The 16,968-nt window shown below is 64.8% G+C and carries 20 protein-coding genes and 1 pseudogene; 18 read left to right on the top strand and 3 right to left on the bottom strand.

What is annotated here, in order from left to right:
* The first annotated feature begins 19 nt into the window (after positions 1-19).
* The 18 genes and pseudogenes from AC6IW9_RS11950 (at position 20) to AC6IW9_RS11865 (ending at position 14,153) form a co-directional block, all read left to right on the top strand.
* Positions 20-535: an OB-fold nucleic acid binding domain-containing protein gene (locus AC6IW9_RS11950; protein ID WP_497763962.1), complete on the top strand. Its 516-nt coding sequence runs from the start codon at positions 20-22 to the stop codon at positions 533-535.
* A gap of 536 nt (positions 536-1,071) precedes the next feature.
* Positions 1,072-1,755 carry a hypothetical protein gene (locus AC6IW9_RS11945; RefSeq protein ID WP_497763961.1) on the top strand — a complete coding sequence of 228 codons (684 nt, stop codon included), beginning with the start codon at positions 1,072-1,074 and terminating at the stop codon, positions 1,753-1,755.
* A 196-nt stretch (positions 1,756-1,951) separates the two neighbouring features.
* Positions 1,952-2,206: a FitA-like ribbon-helix-helix domain-containing protein gene (locus AC6IW9_RS11940; protein ID WP_497772510.1), complete on the top strand. Its 255-nt coding sequence runs from the start codon at positions 1,952-1,954 to the stop codon at positions 2,204-2,206.
* Positions 2,203-2,625: a type II toxin-antitoxin system VapC family toxin gene (locus tag AC6IW9_RS11935; RefSeq protein WP_497763960.1), complete on the top strand. Its 423-nt coding sequence runs from the start codon at positions 2,203-2,205 to the stop codon at positions 2,623-2,625. Before AC6IW9_RS11940 ends, AC6IW9_RS11935 begins: the two co-directional genes overlap by 4 nt.
* Positions 2,626-3,035: 410 nt before the next feature.
* Positions 3,036-4,253, top strand: a complete 1,218-nt coding sequence (locus AC6IW9_RS11930) for a DUF932 domain-containing protein (protein ID WP_497763959.1) — start codon at positions 3,036-3,038, stop codon at positions 4,251-4,253.
* 157 nt (positions 4,254-4,410) lie between these two features.
* On the top strand, positions 4,411-6,540 hold the full coding sequence (locus AC6IW9_RS11925; protein ID WP_497763958.1) for a ParB/RepB/Spo0J family partition protein: 2,130 nt from the start codon (positions 4,411-4,413) through the stop codon (positions 6,538-6,540).
* 486 nt (positions 6,541-7,026) lie between these two features.
* A pseudogene (locus AC6IW9_RS11920) lies at positions 7,027-7,443 on the top strand (type IV secretory system conjugative DNA transfer family protein); the annotation flags it as partial.
* Positions 7,436-8,119 carry a P-type conjugative transfer protein TrbJ gene (trbJ, locus tag AC6IW9_RS11915; protein WP_497772509.1) on the top strand — a complete coding sequence of 228 codons (684 nt, stop codon included), beginning with the start codon at positions 7,436-7,438 and terminating at the stop codon, positions 8,117-8,119. The pseudogene AC6IW9_RS11920 and the gene trbJ, both read left to right, overlap by 8 nt.
* Positions 8,120-8,130: 11 nt before the next feature.
* A complete protein-coding gene (locus tag AC6IW9_RS11910; RefSeq protein WP_497763957.1) occupies positions 8,131-8,514 on the top strand; it encodes a hypothetical protein in 384 nt (127 codons plus the stop codon).
* Positions 8,515-8,517: 3 nt separating this feature from the next.
* A complete protein-coding gene (gene trbL, locus AC6IW9_RS11905) occupies positions 8,518-9,765 on the top strand; it encodes a P-type conjugative transfer protein TrbL (protein WP_497763956.1) in 1,248 nt (415 codons plus the stop codon).
* On the top strand, positions 9,765-10,448 hold the full coding sequence (trbF, locus tag AC6IW9_RS11900) for a conjugal transfer protein TrbF (RefSeq protein ID WP_497763955.1): 684 nt from the start codon (positions 9,765-9,767) through the stop codon (positions 10,446-10,448). Before trbL ends, trbF begins: the two co-directional genes overlap by 1 nt.
* On the top strand, positions 10,445-11,440 hold the full coding sequence (gene trbG, locus AC6IW9_RS11895; RefSeq protein ID WP_497763954.1) for a P-type conjugative transfer protein TrbG: 996 nt from the start codon (positions 10,445-10,447) through the stop codon (positions 11,438-11,440). Before trbF ends, trbG begins: the two co-directional genes overlap by 4 nt.
* Positions 11,437-12,642 carry a TraB/TrbI/VirB10 family type IV secretion system protein gene (locus AC6IW9_RS11890; protein ID WP_497763953.1) on the top strand — a complete coding sequence of 402 codons (1,206 nt, stop codon included), beginning with the start codon at positions 11,437-11,439 and terminating at the stop codon, positions 12,640-12,642. Before trbG ends, AC6IW9_RS11890 begins: the two co-directional genes overlap by 4 nt.
* Positions 12,643-12,681: 39 nt before the next feature.
* Positions 12,682-12,735, top strand: a complete 54-nt coding sequence (locus tag AC6IW9_RS11885) for a hypothetical protein (protein ID WP_497772508.1) — start codon at positions 12,682-12,684, stop codon at positions 12,733-12,735.
* 55 nt (positions 12,736-12,790) lie between these two features.
* Positions 12,791-13,090: a DUF2274 domain-containing protein gene (locus tag AC6IW9_RS11880; protein WP_497763952.1), complete on the top strand. Its 300-nt coding sequence runs from the start codon at positions 12,791-12,793 to the stop codon at positions 13,088-13,090.
* A gap of 157 nt (positions 13,091-13,247) precedes the next feature.
* Entirely contained in the window at positions 13,248-13,523 is a 276-nt protein-coding gene (locus AC6IW9_RS11875; RefSeq protein WP_497763951.1) for an antitoxin, read from the top strand.
* Complete coding sequence (locus AC6IW9_RS11870) at positions 13,520-13,930, top strand: type II toxin-antitoxin system VapC family toxin (protein WP_497763950.1); 411 nt, start codon at positions 13,520-13,522, stop codon at positions 13,928-13,930. The genes AC6IW9_RS11875 and AC6IW9_RS11870 overlap by 4 nt, the downstream gene beginning before the upstream one ends.
* 55 nt (positions 13,931-13,985) lie before the next feature.
* On the top strand, positions 13,986-14,153 hold the full coding sequence (locus AC6IW9_RS11865; protein WP_497772507.1) for a DUF2274 domain-containing protein: 168 nt from the start codon (positions 13,986-13,988) through the stop codon (positions 14,151-14,153).
* Here AC6IW9_RS11865 and AC6IW9_RS11860 read toward each other — a convergent pair.
* The 3 genes from AC6IW9_RS11860 to AC6IW9_RS11850 form a co-directional block, all read right to left on the bottom strand.
* Positions 14,104-15,015 carry a LysR family transcriptional regulator gene (locus tag AC6IW9_RS11860; protein ID WP_497763949.1) on the bottom strand — a complete coding sequence of 304 codons (912 nt, stop codon included), beginning with the start codon at positions 15,013-15,015 and terminating at the stop codon, positions 14,104-14,106. The genes AC6IW9_RS11865 and AC6IW9_RS11860 overlap by 50 nt on opposite strands.
* A 139-nt stretch (positions 15,016-15,154) precedes the next feature.
* Positions 15,155-16,126: a TonB family protein gene (locus tag AC6IW9_RS11855; protein WP_497763948.1), complete on the bottom strand. Its 972-nt coding sequence runs from the start codon at positions 16,124-16,126 to the stop codon at positions 15,155-15,157.
* Positions 16,126-16,953 carry an ABC transporter ATP-binding protein gene (locus AC6IW9_RS11850; protein WP_497763947.1) on the bottom strand — a complete coding sequence of 276 codons (828 nt, stop codon included), beginning with the start codon at positions 16,951-16,953 and terminating at the stop codon, positions 16,126-16,128. The genes AC6IW9_RS11855 and AC6IW9_RS11850 overlap by 1 nt, the downstream gene beginning before the upstream one ends.
* Between the last annotated feature and the right edge of the window lie 15 nt (positions 16,954-16,968).

Genomic DNA, 16,968 nt, shown 5'->3' with positions numbered 1-16,968 from the left:
CATCGCTCGCCTCCGAGGCTTGTCCATTGATCCGTCCTTCCTGCGTCAGGATCTCCAGCGTCGGCGGATCGCCTCATGCGCCGAAGCGATCGACGCCCGCGACGGCCGCTGGCTGGAAGTCGCCGGCATCGTCCTCGTCCGACAACGGCCCGGTTCGGCCAAGGGCGTCATGTTCATCACGCTCGAGGACGAGACCGGCATCGCCAACCTCGTCGTCTGGCCCCGAGTGTTCGAGCAGAACCGACGGACCATCCTGTCGGCCAGCATGATGTCCGCACACGGCCGCATTCAGCGCGAGGGCGACGTTGTTCATCTTGTCGCCCGGCGGGTGACGGGTCTGTCCGCCGATCTCGCCAGCGTCGGCGGCCGCGACGCAAATTTTTCGGCCCCGCACGGGCGCGGCGATCAGGTCCGCAACGGCGGCTCCGATCCTGACCCGCGCGATCTGCCGCCGAGGACGTTCCAGGCGGGCAATCTCGTCGGCGCCGACGGGCGCATCAAAGAAATCAAGGTGAAAACGCGAGATTTCCGCTGAGAGCCGAGTCCTATTTCGCAGCTCAGGGAATTGATCGCCTCGACCCCGCGCCAATCGTCGACCCTGCCGAGCGCACCTGCGCCACGTTCCCGCGTGAACGGACAGCGAGCCGCAAAAAACGCGGCCCGCGATTGCGGAGGGAGATCGCGGAACCGGCCAGCGTCCCAGGCAGGCTTCTTGCGTTTTTGAAATAGGCAAGATTATATCATTCGAATATATTTCGAGGCCTCGGTGGAGGATAACTCGTGGATTTCCAACTGCTTCGACGTCCACCTCTTCTGGCGGCCGGGTGCATGCGGGAAGAATGAAGCCATTCGCCGACCTTGTTCTGCAGCTTCCTCTCGGTCTTCTGCCCGTCGCCCTCGGCGCAGAAGGTCGCAGCGGCTCCGAAGCCCGGGACGCGCGTCGAGCGCCGCAAGCCGGCGGCGCGAGCCAGGCGCCGGGCAGATCGTGAAGGCCCTCGCGGCAAAGATGGCCGCCGAGATGCCGCCCGGACTACGTTACCGCGCGAGAGCGCGAGATTGAAGGATGAGGCGATGGACAAAGCAGGCGTGCGACGGATTTGGACGAGCATCACAATCGCTCGCATCGCTTTTCTCATCCTTCTCGGATCGAGCCTTCCCGCTTCGTCGCAATGCGCGCTCATCCCGCCCGGTCCCGGTTTTCACTATGGTGGAATGAAATACGTCTTGACGCCCAAGCCCTATGAACCCACGCCCGATGTGCAGGAGAAGATCGCGGCCGAATACGGAGCCCGCGCCCGACTCGCCGATTGGGAGACGCTCAAGAGCGCGTTGTCGACTCCTACAGCGCTCGAGGCGTTCATTGCGGAGGTCGGTATCCCGTTCCAGTCTTGGGCCGGACTTTGTGACAATATTTTCGTTGCTGTCGGTGGACGGAACGAATTGGATGGACGCAGAGCCTTTTTTGCACGGCACGACGGAAAAAAGCAGGAACCGTATCTGGTGTTCGACCAAATCGGCGGTCACACACTCGATCTCGGGCGATTCGATTGCCCTTCGCAGGCTTTGATCGCACTCCCCGATGACGAGGAACATTCAAAAGAAACCGTCTTTGATCTTTCCGAGATTTCGGAGAAGCTCCTGGAAGGACTGGCGCTCCTCTTGATCGCGGCCGGTCTGTTTTCGCGGAGCGGATCGCGGCTGAGCGATGCCTCGCCCGCGGGGCGTTTGGCCCTGGGCCCCAGTTACGACACGTAGCCGACCGTCACAGCGCCCGAGTATCCCCGCAAGTCAGCGGCTCGGCAATGGGCGGCTCGGAACCGCCGAGGTGGCGCATGGTGATTTTCTCGGAGGCAAAGAGCTGCGGCGGCGTGTAAGCGCCACCATCCTTGTTTATGGCTATCACGCGCGCTATATTGATGGCAATGCTATCATCCAGCAGGGGATCGCCATCATGCCCGCCGTCACCATCCGCAACCTCTCCGAAGAGACGCATCGCGCCCTGAAGGTCCGAGCGGCGCAGCACGGCCGCAGCACAGAAGCGGAAATGCGTGACATTCTGGAAGCCGCTGTGCGCCCAGCCGATCGTCTCCGCCTCGGTAGCGCGCTGGCGGACATGAGCCGGAAGATCGGGCTCACCAACGCCGATGTCGAGGCCCTCGAACAGGCGCGCAGCAACAAGCCCGCCGAGCCGCTGCGTTTCGAATGATCCTGCTCGACACCAATGTCGTCTCCGAGGCGATGAAGCCCGAGCCGCATCCGGCAGTCCGCAAATGGCTCGATGAACAGGTGGCGGAGACGCTCTACCTCTCCAGCGTCACCGTCGCCGAGCTGTTGTTCGGCATCGGCGCGCTTCCCGACGGCAAGCGCAAGGACAAGCTGAGCGCCGCGCTCGATGGCGCGCTGGGGCTGTTCGTGGAACGAATCCTGCCGTTCGACACCAGCGCGGCGCGCCGCTATGCCGATCTGGCCGTAAAGGCGCGCGCCGCGGGAAAGGGCTTTCCCACGCCCGACGGCTATATCGCCGCGATCGCCGCCTCGCACGACTTCATGATCGCATCTCGCGACACCAGCGCGTTCACGGCTGCCGGCCTCGCTGTGATCGACCCCTGGACCATCGCCGTGTGAGCTGCGGCTCGCGAAGGCGGGAGCGTCACGTGGCGATCCAGCCGCTTGCCCGGGCATGGATGTGACAGTCACCTGCTGACGCATTGGCCATATCCATCTGACAAGACCGATGTCGCGCCCTGCTCGGCGAGGCGTCGCGCGGCCGCGGTCCCAATTCCGCAGGCCGCGCCATTGAGGCGCGACAGCGCCGGTTTGAAGAATCCAAGCAGGCAATGCTCCTTTGTTATCCGCGATCGTGGAGCGAGCCGCCTTTCGCGGGCGAGAAGGCGATAGGATAAGGCGCGGTCGCAATTTCAGCGGGCCCGCTCGCGATCCCCATGCTGTTCGAAGAGGTAGAGATCGGCCTTGGCGCGTCGACGGGTCGATGGCCGAGAGAGAGTCTCGCGGCACCCGTCGCGGAGTCCTGGATCATGAACACCGAAGTTTCGAAGGCTACGGCCGATGTGGGCGGCGCTTCCGAGTTTGGCGTCTCCTCGGGTTTCAAGGTCGACCTGTCTCGCGGCGCTCGTGTCGGCCGCGTCTCATCCGAATGGTTCTCCCGGCCGGATGACGAGCGCTTCCTGTCGCTGTCCGATCTTCTCGCCGCCGTTCGCGGTCGCGCCGAGCGCAGCCGGACCCGCACGGCGGAGAGCGCAGCGATCCGAGTGGAAGCGCGCCGCGCCGACGCCGAGCGCCTGACGCTCGTGCTGCCCGGCGCGACTGCGCCGGTGGCGCCGACGCATTGGAGTTTCGGTCAGCTCTGCTCATTGGTCGGCGCGCCAGCGGGCTATCTGCGCGAGCTGCCGCCGCCGCTTGCCGGCGTCAATCTCCAGCACGGCCTGTTGTCGCATCGCGCCGAGCTGGTCAAGACGCTCGAAGCCGATGACGGCCGGATCGAGCTTCGCGCGGTCACCGGCCCGGACTATGGCCGGATATGGGACCACGAACTTGTCGCCGCCGTGATGAAAATCGCCGGAAACGGCACGGGCGACACACGTTGGAAAGTTCCCGGCGTTCTCGACTGGACGACCATGACCTATAATCCATTCGTGGACGTCGCCAAGGAGACGACGACGCTCTACGCCAGCGACCGTGACGTTTTTCTCTTCCTCGTGGACGACACTCATCCGATCGAGGCCGGCCGTTTGGCGAACGGCGACCCGGATTTATTTTTCCGCGGCTTTTTCTGCTGGAACAGCGAAGTCGGATCGAAGACGCTCGGCATCGCCTCCTTCTATCTTCGGGCGGTTTGCATGAATCGCAACATTTTTGGCGTCGAAGACTTCGAGGAGATCAGCATCCGGCACAGCAAATTCGCGGCGCAGCGCTTCGCCCATGAGGCGGCGCCGGCGCTCGAGAATTTCGCGCGCTCGTCGCCCGCTCCTTTCATTGCAGGCGTGAAGGCGGCGCGCGAACGCATCGTCGCCCGCAGCGACGAGGAACGGGAGACATTCCTGCGCAAGCGCGGATTCAGCAAGACGGAAACGGCGAAAGTGATCGCGACGGTTCTCGAGGAGGAAGGGCGGCCTCCGGAGAGCATTTTCGATTTTGTGCAGGGGATCACGGCTGTCGCCCGCGCCAAGCCGCATCAGGACGCGCGCCTCGAGCTCGAAGGCCGGGCTAAGGCGCTTCTGGCGCGCGCCGCCTAACGAGCCGATATCGCTGCGCCGGACGTTTTCGGCGCAGCGCCTCGACGACATTGCTGGCGCGGCCCGAATCCGAGAGGTAGAGGGCTGCGCCGCTCTTCGTGACGAGTCGTAGGATCGAGAAAAAGGCTCTCGGCCGCTCGTCGCGGAGTTCACTCCCATGGCAACCGCGGTTCAGAAAATCCGTCTGAGCGCCTCGCGCGATATTCCCTTCAACAAGCTCGTCCTCTCTCAATCGAATGTCCGCCGGATCAAGGCCGGCGTCTCCATCGAAGAGCTCGCCGAGGACATCGCACGCCGCACGCTGCTGCAGAGCATCACCGTCCGGCCGGTGCTCGATGATAACGGCTCGGAGACCGGCATGTTCGAGATTCCGGCCGGCGGCCGACGCTATCGAGCGCTTGAGCTGCTGGTGAAGCAGAAGCGCCTCGCGCGCACCGCTCCGATCCCCTGCGTCGTGCGCACCGATGGGACGGCCGTGGAGGACAGTCTCGCCGAGAATGTCCAGCGCGCGCCGCTGCATCCCCTCGACCAGTTCCGCGCCTTCCTCAGCCTGCGCGAGAAAGGCCAGAGCGAGGAGGAGATCGCCGCCGCCTTCTTCGTCGGCGTTCCCATCGTCAAGCAGCGCCTGCGGCTCGCTTCCGTGTCGCCGAAGCTGCTCGATGTCTATGCCGAAGACGGCATAACGCTCGATCAGCTCATGGGTTTCACCGTGAGCCCCGATCACGAGCGGCAGGAGCAGGTCTGGGACGCCATTCAGCGTTCCTACAATAAAGAGGCGTACCAGATTCGCCGATTGCTGACCGAAGGCGCTGTCCGCGCTTCGGACAAGCGCGCGCAATTTGCTGGCGACGATTATGCCGCGGCCGGCGGCGCCGTCATGCGCGACTTGTTCCAGAGCGACGATGGCGGCTGGCTGCAAGATGTCGGCCTTCTTGATCGTCTCGTCGCCGAGAAGCTCGAGCGCGAGGCGGAGACCGTCCGCGCCGAGGGTTGGAAGTGGGTGGAGGTCGCAACCGATTTTCCTTACGGCCACACCTACGGGCTGCGTTGCATCCAAGGCGAACGTCCGCCGCTGACGCCGGAGGGAGAAGCCGCGCTCGAATCCCTGCGGACCGAAGCCGAGCAAATCGAAGCCGCTTTCGCGGACGAGGATCAGATTCCCGAGGATGCGGATCGTCGTCTCGGCGAGATCGAAACCGCCATCGCGGAGATCGAAGGCCGTCCGGCGGCTTATGATCCTGACGATGTCTCCCGAGCGGGCGCCTTCGTCAGCATCGACGGCTCCGGCCGGCTGCGCGTCGAGCGAGGTTATGTTCGTCCCGAAGACGACGTACAGTTGGCCGAGCCGACCGTCGGCGATTCGGACGACGAGACCGACGCCGACGCTTCTGCGGTAGTAACGTCGGCCGCATCCAGGGCGACCGAGTCCGACGGCGGCAATATGGTTCGATCGGAGCCGGCGGAGGAAGAGGACGAAAGACTTCGGCCTCTTCCCGACAAGCTTTTGACCGAGCTCACCGCCCATCGTACGCTCGCGCTGCGCCGGGCCATCGGCGACGATCCCGGCATCGCCTTTCTCGCCGCGCTGCATGTTCTCTGCCTTAAGCTGTTCTACCGCTACGGCTCGGACTCCTGCCTGGAGATCGAGCCGAAGAACGTCGCCTTCGGCAGCCTGGCGCCGGGCCTCGGCGACACATCGCTCGCTGCCGCCGTCGACGCCCGGCATCGCGTTTGGTCTTCGCAACTGCCCGCGGAACCCGGAGATCTGTGGGACACGCTGACGACGTTCGATGTCGAGGCGCGGCAGGCTCTTTTCGCTCATTGCGTCTCGCTCACCGTCAACGCTGTTCACGAGGCCTGGAACCGGCGGCCCAGAGCCGTCGCCCACGCCGATCGTCTCGCGCAGGCCTTGTCGCTCGACATCGCCGCGACGGGCTGGACGCCGACCGTCGATAATTTTCTCGGCCGCGTGACCAAGGCTCGCATCCTGGGCGCCGTTCGCGAGGCGAAGGGCGAGGCCTCGGCGCGACAGATCGAGCATCTGAAGAAAGGCGACTTGGCGATGCAGGCCGAGCAGCTTCTCGTCGGAACGGGCTGGCTTCCCGAGCCCTTGCGCACGCCCGGCCGAATGTTCCAGCAGTCTGACATGGTGGACGCGGTTCCCCAAGACGAAGCGCCGATCGAAGAAATGGCGGCGATCGAAAGCGAAACGGCTATCGACGAAGACACGGTGCAGAGCGACGCTGAGGGCGCGTCGACGGACGATCCAGAGACCTCCGCCGAATAGACCTCCCAAGGGCCGACCGAGGGACTCGCCAGAAATGGCGGGTCCCTTTTCTTTCGGAGAACGCCGATGTTCGATTCACCGGCCGAGCTGGCGCGGCGTCTCGCGTGTGACGCCGAGGCAGTGTGTCGCCATTATCTCTCCAATGGACGGCGCGAAGGCCGCTATTGGCTGGTCGGCGACGTCCGGAACATGCCGGGACGCAGCCTCTTCGTACGGCTGACCGGAACCGAAAGCGGCAAAGGCGCAGCAGGGAAATGGGTCGACGCGGAATCGGCAGAACATGGCGATCTGCTCGACATTATCCGCGCGAGCTGTCGCCTCTCCAATTTCCGCGATGTCGCCGACGAGGCGCGACGCTTCCTCGCCCTGCCGCGTTTCGAACCGGCTCCCGAATCTCGCCAGCTCCGACTGTCGCCTGCGTCGAGAGGCTCACCCGAATCCGCACGCCGACTGTTCGCGATGACCGAGGAGCTCGACTCCACGAATCGCCACCATCGCCTATTGCTGATGCTCGATGAATTTCCAGCCCTCGGCCGGCTAGATTTTTTCGAGTCCGCGCTCGCCTTCATGGCGGGCTATGGGATCAAAAGCTTCCTCATCGCCCAATCGCTCAATCAGATCGAGAAGGCCTATGGGCCGAACAACGCCATTCTCGACAATTGCCATGTGCGCGTATCCTTCGCGAGCAATGACGAGCGCACGGCGAAGCGCGTCTCCGATGCGCTCGGCACGGCGACCGAGCTGCGCGCGATGCAGAACTACGCCGGTCATAGGCTCAGCCCTTGGCTTGGTCATTTGATGGTGTCGCGCCAGGAAACCGCACGGCCGCTGTTGACGCCCGGCGAAATCATGCAGCTCCCCACCACGGACGAAATCGTTCTCGTCTCCGGTCTCCCTGTCGTCGCCGTCGGCGCGTGCGCAATTCGTCGTGTTCGATCCGACGAATTACGCCCAGAACGTCATGACGGCGGCGAACACGCTGCAGCAGATCAACAATCAGATCACCGGCCTGCAGAACCAAGCGCGTTCGCTGCTCAATCAGGCGAAGAACCTCGCCAATCTTCCTTATTCCTCTTTGCAGACGATCCAGCAGTCGATCGCGCAGACCCAGCAGCTTTTGCAACAGGCGCAGCGCATCGCCTATGACGTCCAGCAGATCGATCGCGCCTTCGCCACGCACTATGGCGCGGCGAGCCCTTCAGCCAGTTCCGCGGATCTGATCGCCGGCGCGCAGCAGCGCTGGCAGAATTCCGTCGCGGCGCTGCAGGACGCGCTTCGTGTGCAGGCCGGAATCGTGCAGGCGATCGACACGACGCGCTCGGAGGCCGGCGCGCTCGTTTCCTCGAGCCAGTCCGCCGTCGGCGCCTTGCAGGCCTCCCAGGCCGGAAATCAGCTTCTCGCCCTGCAAAGCAAGCAGCTCGCCGATGTGGCGGCGCTGCTCGCTTCCCAGGGCCGCGCGCAGTCCCTCGAAACAGCGCGAAACGCTGCAGCCCAAGAGCAGGCGCGCGAGCAGCTGCGCCGCTTCATTGCGCCGGGACAGGGCTATCAGCCCGGCAATGTCTCCATGTTTCACAATTGAGGGGGGCCGCCATGAAGATCGAGCGCTGGGTCGACTCCGAAGATCTGGCCTTCGTGGCGCTCGGCGTCGCGATCGGGGCCGTCGCCATTCTCGCGTTTCAGGCGTCGAGCTCTTGCGAGCTGGAAGCCCGCGCGCGAACGACTGTCGCGACGCCCGCATCCATGTCGTTTCCGTTCGCGCCGAACGACGAAGCGCTGTCGCGACGCGGAGCCGTGATCGTCGAAAGAGCGCGCGCCGACAGCTGCCGGGACTTGTCGGCGCCGGAATGTCGCAGGGCTGCGGCACCGGGAAATCTGGTCGAACACGCGAACTCGCCGCTCGACGCATTCTCGCTGCGTCGCGAGGCGCCGGAAATGATCACGCCGCCGGGCGCGCAAATTCCGAAGGACGAATGAGCCATGGGCGGAACCGGCGTCATCGATCGATTCCTGGAGACCTTCACCTCCTATATCGATTCGGGCTTCGGCCTGCTCGGCGGCGAGGTGAGCTTCCTCGCTTCCACCCTCGTCGTCATCGACGTCACGCTCGCCGCGCTCTTCTGGAGCATGGGGCCCGACGAGGACATCATCGCCCGGCTCGTGAAGAAGACGATGTTCGTCGGCGTCTTCGCCTGGCTCATCGGCAATTGGAACTCGCTCGCCCGCATCGTCTTTCAGAGCTTTTCCGGCCTCGGCCTGAAAGCCGCCGGCAGCAGCCTGTCGACCGCCGACTTTCTGCGGCCCGGTCGCGTCGCGCAGGTCGGCTTCGACGCCGGCCGTCCGCTGCTCGACGCCATTTCCGGGTTGATGGGATATGTGTCCGTCGTCGTGAACTTCGTGCAGATCGCGGTGCTGTCCTTCGCCTGGCTCGTCGTTGTCCTGAGCTTCTTCGTCCTCGCGATCCAGCTCTTCATCACGCTGATCGAATTCAAGCTGACGACGCTTGCGGGCTTCGTGCTCATTCCCTTCGGCCTTCTCGGCAAGACCGCCTTCCTCGCCGAGCGCGTGCTCGGCAATGTCGTCTCGTCGGGCGTGAAGGTGCTGGTGCTCGCCGTCATCGTCGGCATCGGCTCGACGCTGTTCAGTCAGTTCACGCAGGGCGCCGGCGGCGCGCAGCCGATGATCGAAGACGCGATGTCGCTCGCCCTCGCGGCTCTTTCCCTGCTCGGACTCGGCATATTCGGCCCGGGCATCGCCAACGGCATTATCTCCGGCGGCCCGCAGCTCGGCGCCGGAGCCGTAGTCGGAACCGGCCTCGTGGTGGCCGGCGCGGGCGCCGTCGGCCTCGGCGCCGCGCGCCTCGCCGGCGGAGCGATCTCGAGCCTCGCCGTCCGCCGCGACACTGTCGCCGCCACGACGATCCCGCCGGGGCCGGGTCCCGGATCTCCCGACCCGTCAGCGGTCGGATCGCCGTCGTCCGGAGGTAACGGAGGGCCGGGAGGCGGAGCGAGCGCGCCGATCGGCCCCGGAACGGGCGCCGCCGCGTCAAGCGTCTCCGCCGCCGCTGCCGCGCGTCCCGTCTCCTCCTCGTCCGAGGCGCCCGCATGGGCGCGACGCCTGAAAAACCGTCAAGGCGTCGCGCACGGCCTGTCGCTCGCCGCCCATGCGCTCCGCTCTGGCGACTCGCATGGCGGCGGAGCTTCCATCAACCTTTCCGAGGCGCGCTGATGTTCAAACGCTCTTCCATCCGTTACGGGCGCACGCCCGAGCCCGAAACGCCCTATCAGAAAGCCGCGCAGGTCTGGGACGAGCGCATCGGCTCGGCTCGCGTGCAGGCCTATAATTGGCGGCTGATCGCCTTCGGTAATCTGCTTCTCGCCGGCGGTTTCGCCGCCGCGCTCGTCTGGCAGAGCGCCCGCGGCTCGATCGTCCCCTTTGTGGTCGAGATCGACAAGCTCGGCGAAGCCCAGGCGATCGCGCCGGCCGTCGCCGACTACAAGCCGACTGATCCGCAGATCGCCTGGCACCTCGCGCGCTTCATCGAATATGTGCGCTCCATCCCCGCCGATCCGATCATCGTCCGCCAGAACTGGCTGAAGGCCTATGATTTCGTGACCGACAAGGGCGCGCTGGCGCTGAACGATTACGCCCGCGCCGACGATCCCTTCGCCAAGATCGGCCTGGTTCAGGTCGCGGTCGAAGTATCGAGCGTCATCCGCGCCTCCGACGATTCCTTCCGCATCGCCTGGACCGAACGCCGCTACGAGAACGCCAGTCTCGCCGCGACCGAGCGCTGGACCGCGATCTTCTCGATCGTCGTGCAGCCGCCGCGCGATCCCGAGCGCCTGCGCAAAAACCCGCTCGGCCTGTTCATCCATGCCGTCAACTGGTCGAAGGAGCTCGGACAATGAGACCTCATTCCATTCACGCGCTCGCGTTCACTATTCTCGGCTCGTCGAACCTCTGCGCCTGCTCGAGCTTCAAGCCGCCGGACATCGACTATGACGATTTCCCCGCGCCGGCCGCGCTGCAGAGCGAGCCGCCGGCGCCCGTCAGGATCGTCGAGGTTCCCAAGGTCCTGCCGCTTCCCGGCCAGCTCAAGCCCTTGGCGCGCGGCAAAGGAGAGCCGCCGGAGCCGAGTGACCCGAAGGCGCGCATCGAGCAGGCCAACGCCGCGGCGCGCATGGAGCCACGGCGCGCCGGCTACATCAACGCGGTCCAGATCTATCCCTTCACGGAAGGCGCGCTCTATCAGCTCTACGCCGCGCCGGGCGAGATCACCGACATCGCCTTGCAGGAGGGCGAACAGCTCGTCGGCTCCGGCCCGGTCGCCGCCGGCGACACGGTGCGCTGGGTCATCGGCGATACGGAGAGCGGCTCCGGCGTGACGAAGAAAACCCACATCATGGTCAAGCCGACGCGCGCCGATCTGATGACCAATCTCGTCATCAACACCGACCGACGCACCTATCATCTCGAGCTGCGTTCGACCGAGAAGACCTATATGGCCTCGGTGTCCTGGCAATATCCGCAGGACACGCTCATCGCGCTGCGTCGGCAGAATGTCGTCGCCGAGGCGGTCGCCCCGGTCGACACGGGTCTCGACATCTCCCGTCTGAACTTCCGCTACACGGTCGAGGGCGACGCCGCGCCGTGGCGACCACTGCGCGCCTTCGACGACGGCCGCAAGGTCTATATCGAATTTCCGCGCGGAATCTCGCAAGGAGAAATGCCGCCGCTGTTCGTCACCGGCACCGCCGGAGACAGCCAGCTTGTCAACTACCGCGTGCGCGGCCATCACATGATCGTCGATCGGCTGTTCGCCGCTGCGGAGCTGCGCTTCGGCGCCGATCCGCAAAAGGTCGTGCGGATCGTGCGCAGCGACGGGAGACCGTCGATATGAGCCCGCCGGAGCACGAGAAGAAGCTCGCCGAGCAACTGCGGCTCCATCCCGAGCGCACGCCGGTGACGCGCCTCTCGCGCCGCGCGCTGATCGCACTTTCCGTCGCGTCCGCCGCCACTATTCTTGGCCTCACCGTCTACGCCCTCCAATCGAGAGGGCGCGCCTCGCCTCCGTCGGAACTCTATAGTACGGAGGCCAAAACCACCGCCGACGGGCTCGCGTCGCTGCCGCGCGACTACACGGCTCTGCCCAAAAACGTCCCGAAGCTCGGGCCGCCGCTACCCGGCGATCTCGGACGGCCGATCCTCGCCGCGCAAGGGCAATTTCCGGCGCCCGCGCCCGTCGATCCGGAGGAACAGCGCATCGGCCAGGAGCGCGAGGCCGCGCGCACGGCGAAGCTCTTCGCGATGACGAATGCGCGCGAACGGCCGGCGCCGAGCGAAGGTGCTTCGCTATCCACTTCTCCGTCCATCGTGCCGCCAGCGGGAGAAGCGCCGCCGATCGACCCGAACGCCATCCAGAACATGCAGGACCGCAAGCTCGCCTTCGTCAACGCGCCGATCGATCGCCGCACGGTGAGCTCTGATCGTCTCGCGCCTCCGGCGTCGCGCTATGTCCTACAGGCCGGGGCCGTCATTTCCGCGGCGCTCGTCACCGGCATTCGTTCCGATCTTCCCGGCCAGATCACCGCGCAGGTGACAGAGAATGTCTACGACAGCCCGACCGGCCGCTTTCTGCTCGTCCCGCAGGGATCGAAACTCATCGGCGTCTATGATTCGCAGATTGCTTTCGGCCAGTCACGCGTGCTGCTGGTCTGGAATCGCCTCATCCTGCCCGACGGCCGCTCCATCGTGCTCGAACGCCAGCCCGGCGCCGACTCCGCCGGCTTCTCGGGCCTCGAGGACGAGGTCGACCATCATTGGTTGAGACTGGCCGGAGCCGCCGCGCTCTCGACCATTCTCGGCGTCGGAACACAGCTCGGGACGACCGGCGACGAGAGCGCGCTCATGCAGGCGCTGCGCCGCGGCGGCACCCAGAGCTTCAACCAGACAGGCCAGCAAATCGTCGGCCGCAATCTCAACATCCAGCCGACGCTCACCATCCGTCCCGGCTTTCCGGTGCGAGTCATCATTACCCTCGACTTGGTTCTCTCGACCTATCCGTCGCCCGCTGCAATCAAAACGAGCGAGCTCGACCAATGACCAAGCTGAAACTTGCCTCCGTCCCCCGACGACGAACCCGTGAGACTCACTGTCGCCCTGCCGGCGGCGCTCCACGGCGATCTGGTCGCCTAGCCAATTATCTGAACAGTCGACATGTCTCTGTCGCATTTGCCGAGGGAGGCAGCGCATGGCCGGCCTGAAACTCGGCCGCTTGCCGAAAGTTGGTCTCGTCCGCATGACGATCAGCATCTCGGAGCCTCTGAAGGAAGAGCTCGAGCACTATGCGGCCGAGCACAGCCGGCTCTATGGGCCGGTCGACGCAGCGACGTTGATCCCTCATATGCTCGAATCCTTCATCCGCTCGGACCGCGGCTACCGCAGCCGGCGCGCACAATCCGAGCGTGGAAAACCCCGTCGGCAAGGCGCCGTCGAACCAGCCCGCCCGACGAGCGGCGCAGGACGTCCGGACCCCGACAAGCCGGCCTGAAAACGGCGGTCGAACATCACTTGGGACGCATTGCTCGGGGCTGTGTCGTCGAGTTCATTGTTCCGCCAGAATGGGCGGCGGCCGATCGGCGCCTATCTTGATGTCTACCGCCTATTGCCATATATCATGGTAGCTATCAGATATGTGAGAGGCGACGATGGGAACGAAAACCGCCAAACTCTTCATGACAGGACGCAGCCAAGCCGTGCGGCTTCCAATGGAATTCCGTTTCGAGGGGAGCGAGGTCTTCGTGCGCCGTGATCCGAAGACGGGCGACGTGATCCTCTCCAGCAAGCCGGATTCATGGGACGGCCTGTTCGAGCTCTACGGCAAAGGCGACGTGCCCGGCGACTTCATGGGACCGGCCGACCGCGACCAGCCGCGCCAGGATCGTGATTCCGTCCGCGATCCCTTCGAGGGCTGGAAGGAATGAGCTTATATCTGCTCGACACCAATATCGCGAGCCATGTCATCAAGGGAGACCGGCTGGAAATAAGCCTTCGGCTGGCTTCGCTCCCGATGGAGGAGATCGCCATATCCGCCGTGACGCAAGGCGAACTGTTCTATGGCCTCGCCAGGCGAAACTACCCTGCTGTCCTGACCGAGCGCGTCAGGCAGTTTCTGTTGCGGGTCGATGTGTTGGCCTGGGATAGCGATGTCACGCGGGCCTACGCCGATCTTCGAGCGTCGTGCGAAGCGAAGGGCGTGTCGCTCGCGCCGCTCGACATGATGATCGCCGGCCATGCCGTCGCCGCGAGCGCCGTACTGGTTACGAAGGACAAGGCGTTCTCTCGTGTTCCCGAACCGCTGAGAATGGAAAACTGGGACGCCGCCAAATAGTTCGACGTGGGCTGCCGGAGATGAGACACGGACAAAGAGTCCGAATAATGCGGAAATTCTCGAGCGCGAAAGCGCACAGAAGATCGAGCCCACGAAGCTGATCGCGCCGATGCTGGAAAAATTCATCGCCGGCGACCGCGGCTTTGCGAAAGCGCGAGGCTCCTGCAGGAAGGCTACGGCTTCGGCGCCGGCTTCTCTGCCGACATCGAGCGCGCCAGACTGAGGAAGCGCCGCAAAGCCGGATTGTCGTTGCCGGGAAGCCAGACCGCGCTATACGACAATCGATTGTCTCCCGCGAGCGGCCTGAACACCACGCCCGGATAGGAAATTCCGGTCGACGAGCCGTTCAACAGGCTGAAGCCGAAGTCGAGCGCGACGAATTGCATGACCGACTCCTGCGAAAGATCATATCTCGCCGACGACAGACGCGCGCCGATCATCGACAATCTCTCGCTCGCATGCCGGTCGTATCCCGCCGCCGTCGCTTCCCGGCCGAAAATGAAATGTGTGTCTTTCAGCAACTCCCAGTCGATCGCTTCACAGCCCGAAAGTGGATGGCCGGCGGATAGGGCGACGCACACGTCGGAACTCCAGAGGATTTCGGAATCGCAGCCTTTCGCCGGTGTTCCGGCGACGATGAAGGCGACATCGAGGCGACGGTCCATGATACAGGAAATCAGCCTTTGCGGATCGTTCTCGAAGCATTCGAACACGATGCCCGGATGCGCCTCGTGGAATGCGCCGACGAGACGACACAGAAAGCCTGGAAACACCGACGGAAGAACGCCGACACAGATCAGGCCGTCGACGCCGCGTCCCGCGGCCGCCGCATTCGCGAACGCGTAATCCATGTCCGCGAATGCGGCGCGGATGAGCTCGAAAAAGCGCCTGCCGGCGTTCGTCGGCCGAACGCCGTTCGAGTGACGCTCGAACAGCGAGACGCCGATCTCGTTCTCCAGCGTCTGAATGCGTCGACTGACCGCGGACTGGCGGACGCCGAGAAGCCGGGCTGCGTGACTGATGCTTCCATGATCGGCGACGACGAGCGCCTGGGACACCGAGATGAAGCTGTCGAGCGGGTCCATTCCCGACGACGAATTCCGGCGGCCTCTTCGCCAAACGCTATGAAACGCAACGCGCATATCCACATCTCGTCAATTGTCTCAGTCCTGGCCGAATTTCGAGCGCTTCTCGAAAAAGCCAGGACAAATGGCGCATCGAGCATCACCTCGTCAGATCGAACGAAATGACGATGCTCCCCTGGAAATATCCGCCCGGCGGCGGCGGCGCATGCGAAGCGGCGAGCATTTGATGCACGATGGCGTCGATCGCGCTGTTGCCGGACGAGCGCGTAATGGAATGGCTGACGATCGCCCCCGACGGGCCGACCGAAAAAAAGACGCTGACCGAGCCAGTCGTCCCCGACTGCTGAGCGCTCGTCGGATAATGCTTGTGGCGGTGAATTTCCGCCGAGACCAGCGCCGCATAGGCGGCGTTGGACATGCGCGGCGCGTCTCCGGCGCCTTCCCGCACGCCCGCTCGAACCGCGGCGGCGCCCATCTGGCTATACGCCGCCTGCTGGCGCGCCCGCGCCTTCTCCCATTTCTCCGCCACACGCTGCGCCGCCATGCGCCGCGCCTCTTGGAGCTGACGCTTCTTTTTCTTGCGCTCCTCTTCCTGGCGTAGGCTCTTTTCCAATGTCTCCCGCGCTGGACGCTCCACCGCGAGCGGCGGGGCGTCGGGCGACTGCATTTTGGGCAGCGGCGCCGCGAGCTCGCTCGCCGTCGCGGCTCGCGCCACTTGCTCCATCGGCTTGGACACATCGGGGTCTTCGCGGACTGTCGGGTCGGGCGACGCGGCGAGCGCCGGATCGTCGCTGACGGTCGGGGCCGCTTCCGGCGTCGGCGTGACGCTGGTCTCCGTCACCGTTTCGCCTTGCGGAATGATCTCGACACGTATCTCGTCGAGCGGCGTCACCGCCTGAGCGGTGATCAGGAATGCGGCGATCGCCGCCACATGCGCGCCGGTCGCGAGAATCGTCGCCGCCGGCCGCAGCCACGGAGGCCGCGCCTCGCCGCAACGCTCGGCGCGCACGCCTCGAAGTTCTCCTGGCGGCTCCGAGACATCGAGCGCCGGGAGTTCCGCCGAACCGGACAGAGGATCGAGCTCCGCCTCCTTCGTCGCGGCTGCATCCATCAGCCGGCTCCGCTGATTTTTGTCCCGAGGTCGTGGGAGGCATCACGCGGCCCTCGCGCGATCATCACGGGCGCAATCGTCTCGTGTTGCGAGCCGTCATGCTCATAGGCGATGCGCTTCAACGGCACGCCATAGAGCAAGGAGAGATTCTCTTCCGTCAGCACGTCTTCGGCCCGTCCGGCGACGTAGTCGCGCTCGCCCAGCATCAAGAGCGCGTCGTCGGCGACCGCCAGCGCATGATGCGGATGGTGTGTGGTCAAGATCACCGTGAGCCCGTCCTTGCGCGAGAGCGCTTCGATCCAGCCGAGCACCTGCGCCTGGTTTTTCAGGTCGAGCGCGGAGGTCGGCTCGTCGAGGATGAGAATGTCCGCCTCGGCCACGAGCGCGCGGGCGAAGATCACGAGCTGGCGCTGTCCGCCGGACATCTCGTGAAAGGGCCGATGCGCCATATCGGCCATGCCGAATCGATCGAGCGCGGCGAGCGCCACCTCCTCGTCCTGGAGCGAAGGCTGTGAGAAGAGCCCGACCTTCTTGGCTCTGCCCATCAGCACCATGTCGAGCGCCGAATAGTCGAAGCTCACCTGAAAGAGCTGCGGCACGAAGGAGGTCTGTCCCTCGACGGAAAGTCCTCCTTCCGTCGGCTTCAACGCGCCGAGCAGAATCTTGAGCAGCGTGGTCTTTCCCCGTCCGTTCGGTCCGAGGAGCGCAAAGACCCGGCCCTTTTTGATGGAAGCGGAATAGTCGCGGAAGACCCAGACGCCCGGCCGGTAGGCATGGCCGACTCCCGAAAGGGAGATGACGGTTCCGTTCATTGGTTGATCGAGCATTGCCTTTTCTCTCGA

This window comes from Methylosinus sp. shoA (assembly GCF_059718125.1).
The sequence above is the reverse complement of the archived record's forward strand: the minus strand, read 5'-3'. Positions and strand labels throughout refer to the sequence as shown.

What these genes read in the sequence shown, in the direction of transcription:
- AC6IW9_RS11945 (WP_497763961.1), top strand. Translation starts at nt 1,072, where the DNA reads ATGGACAAAGCAGGCGTGCGACGGATTTGGACGAGCATCACAATCGCT.
- AC6IW9_RS11940 (WP_497772510.1), top strand. Translation starts at nt 1,952, where the DNA reads ATGCCCGCCGTCACCATCCGCAACCTCTCCGAAGAGACGCATCGCGCC.
- AC6IW9_RS11935 (WP_497763960.1), top strand. Translation starts at nt 2,203, where the DNA reads ATGATCCTGCTCGACACCAATGTCGTCTCCGAGGCGATGAAGCCCGAG.
- AC6IW9_RS11930 (WP_497763959.1), top strand. Translation starts at nt 3,036, where the DNA reads ATGAACACCGAAGTTTCGAAGGCTACGGCCGATGTGGGCGGCGCTTCC.
- AC6IW9_RS11925 (WP_497763958.1), top strand. Translation starts at nt 4,411, where the DNA reads ATGGCAACCGCGGTTCAGAAAATCCGTCTGAGCGCCTCGCGCGATATT.
- AC6IW9_RS11910 (WP_497763957.1), top strand. Translation starts at nt 8,131, where the DNA reads ATGAAGATCGAGCGCTGGGTCGACTCCGAAGATCTGGCCTTCGTGGCG.
- trbL (WP_497763956.1), top strand. Translation starts at nt 8,518, where the DNA reads ATGGGCGGAACCGGCGTCATCGATCGATTCCTGGAGACCTTCACCTCC.
- trbF (WP_497763955.1), top strand. Translation starts at nt 9,765, where the DNA reads ATGTTCAAACGCTCTTCCATCCGTTACGGGCGCACGCCCGAGCCCGAA.
- trbG (WP_497763954.1), top strand. Translation starts at nt 10,445, where the DNA reads ATGAGACCTCATTCCATTCACGCGCTCGCGTTCACTATTCTCGGCTCG.
- AC6IW9_RS11890 (WP_497763953.1), top strand. Translation starts at nt 11,437, where the DNA reads ATGAGCCCGCCGGAGCACGAGAAGAAGCTCGCCGAGCAACTGCGGCTC.
- AC6IW9_RS11880 (WP_497763952.1), top strand. Translation starts at nt 12,791, where the DNA reads ATGGCCGGCCTGAAACTCGGCCGCTTGCCGAAAGTTGGTCTCGTCCGC.
- AC6IW9_RS11875 (WP_497763951.1), top strand. Translation starts at nt 13,248, where the DNA reads ATGGGAACGAAAACCGCCAAACTCTTCATGACAGGACGCAGCCAAGCC.
- AC6IW9_RS11870 (WP_497763950.1), top strand. Translation starts at nt 13,520, where the DNA reads ATGAGCTTATATCTGCTCGACACCAATATCGCGAGCCATGTCATCAAG.
- AC6IW9_RS11860 (WP_497763949.1), bottom strand. Translation starts at nt 15,015, where the DNA reads ATGGACCCGCTCGACAGCTTCATCTCGGTGTCCCAGGCGCTCGTCGTC.
- AC6IW9_RS11855 (WP_497763948.1), bottom strand. Translation starts at nt 16,126, where the DNA reads ATGGATGCAGCCGCGACGAAGGAGGCGGAGCTCGATCCTCTGTCCGGT.
- AC6IW9_RS11850 (WP_497763947.1), bottom strand. Translation starts at nt 16,953, where the DNA reads ATGCTCGATCAACCAATGAACGGAACCGTCATCTCCCTTTCGGGAGTC.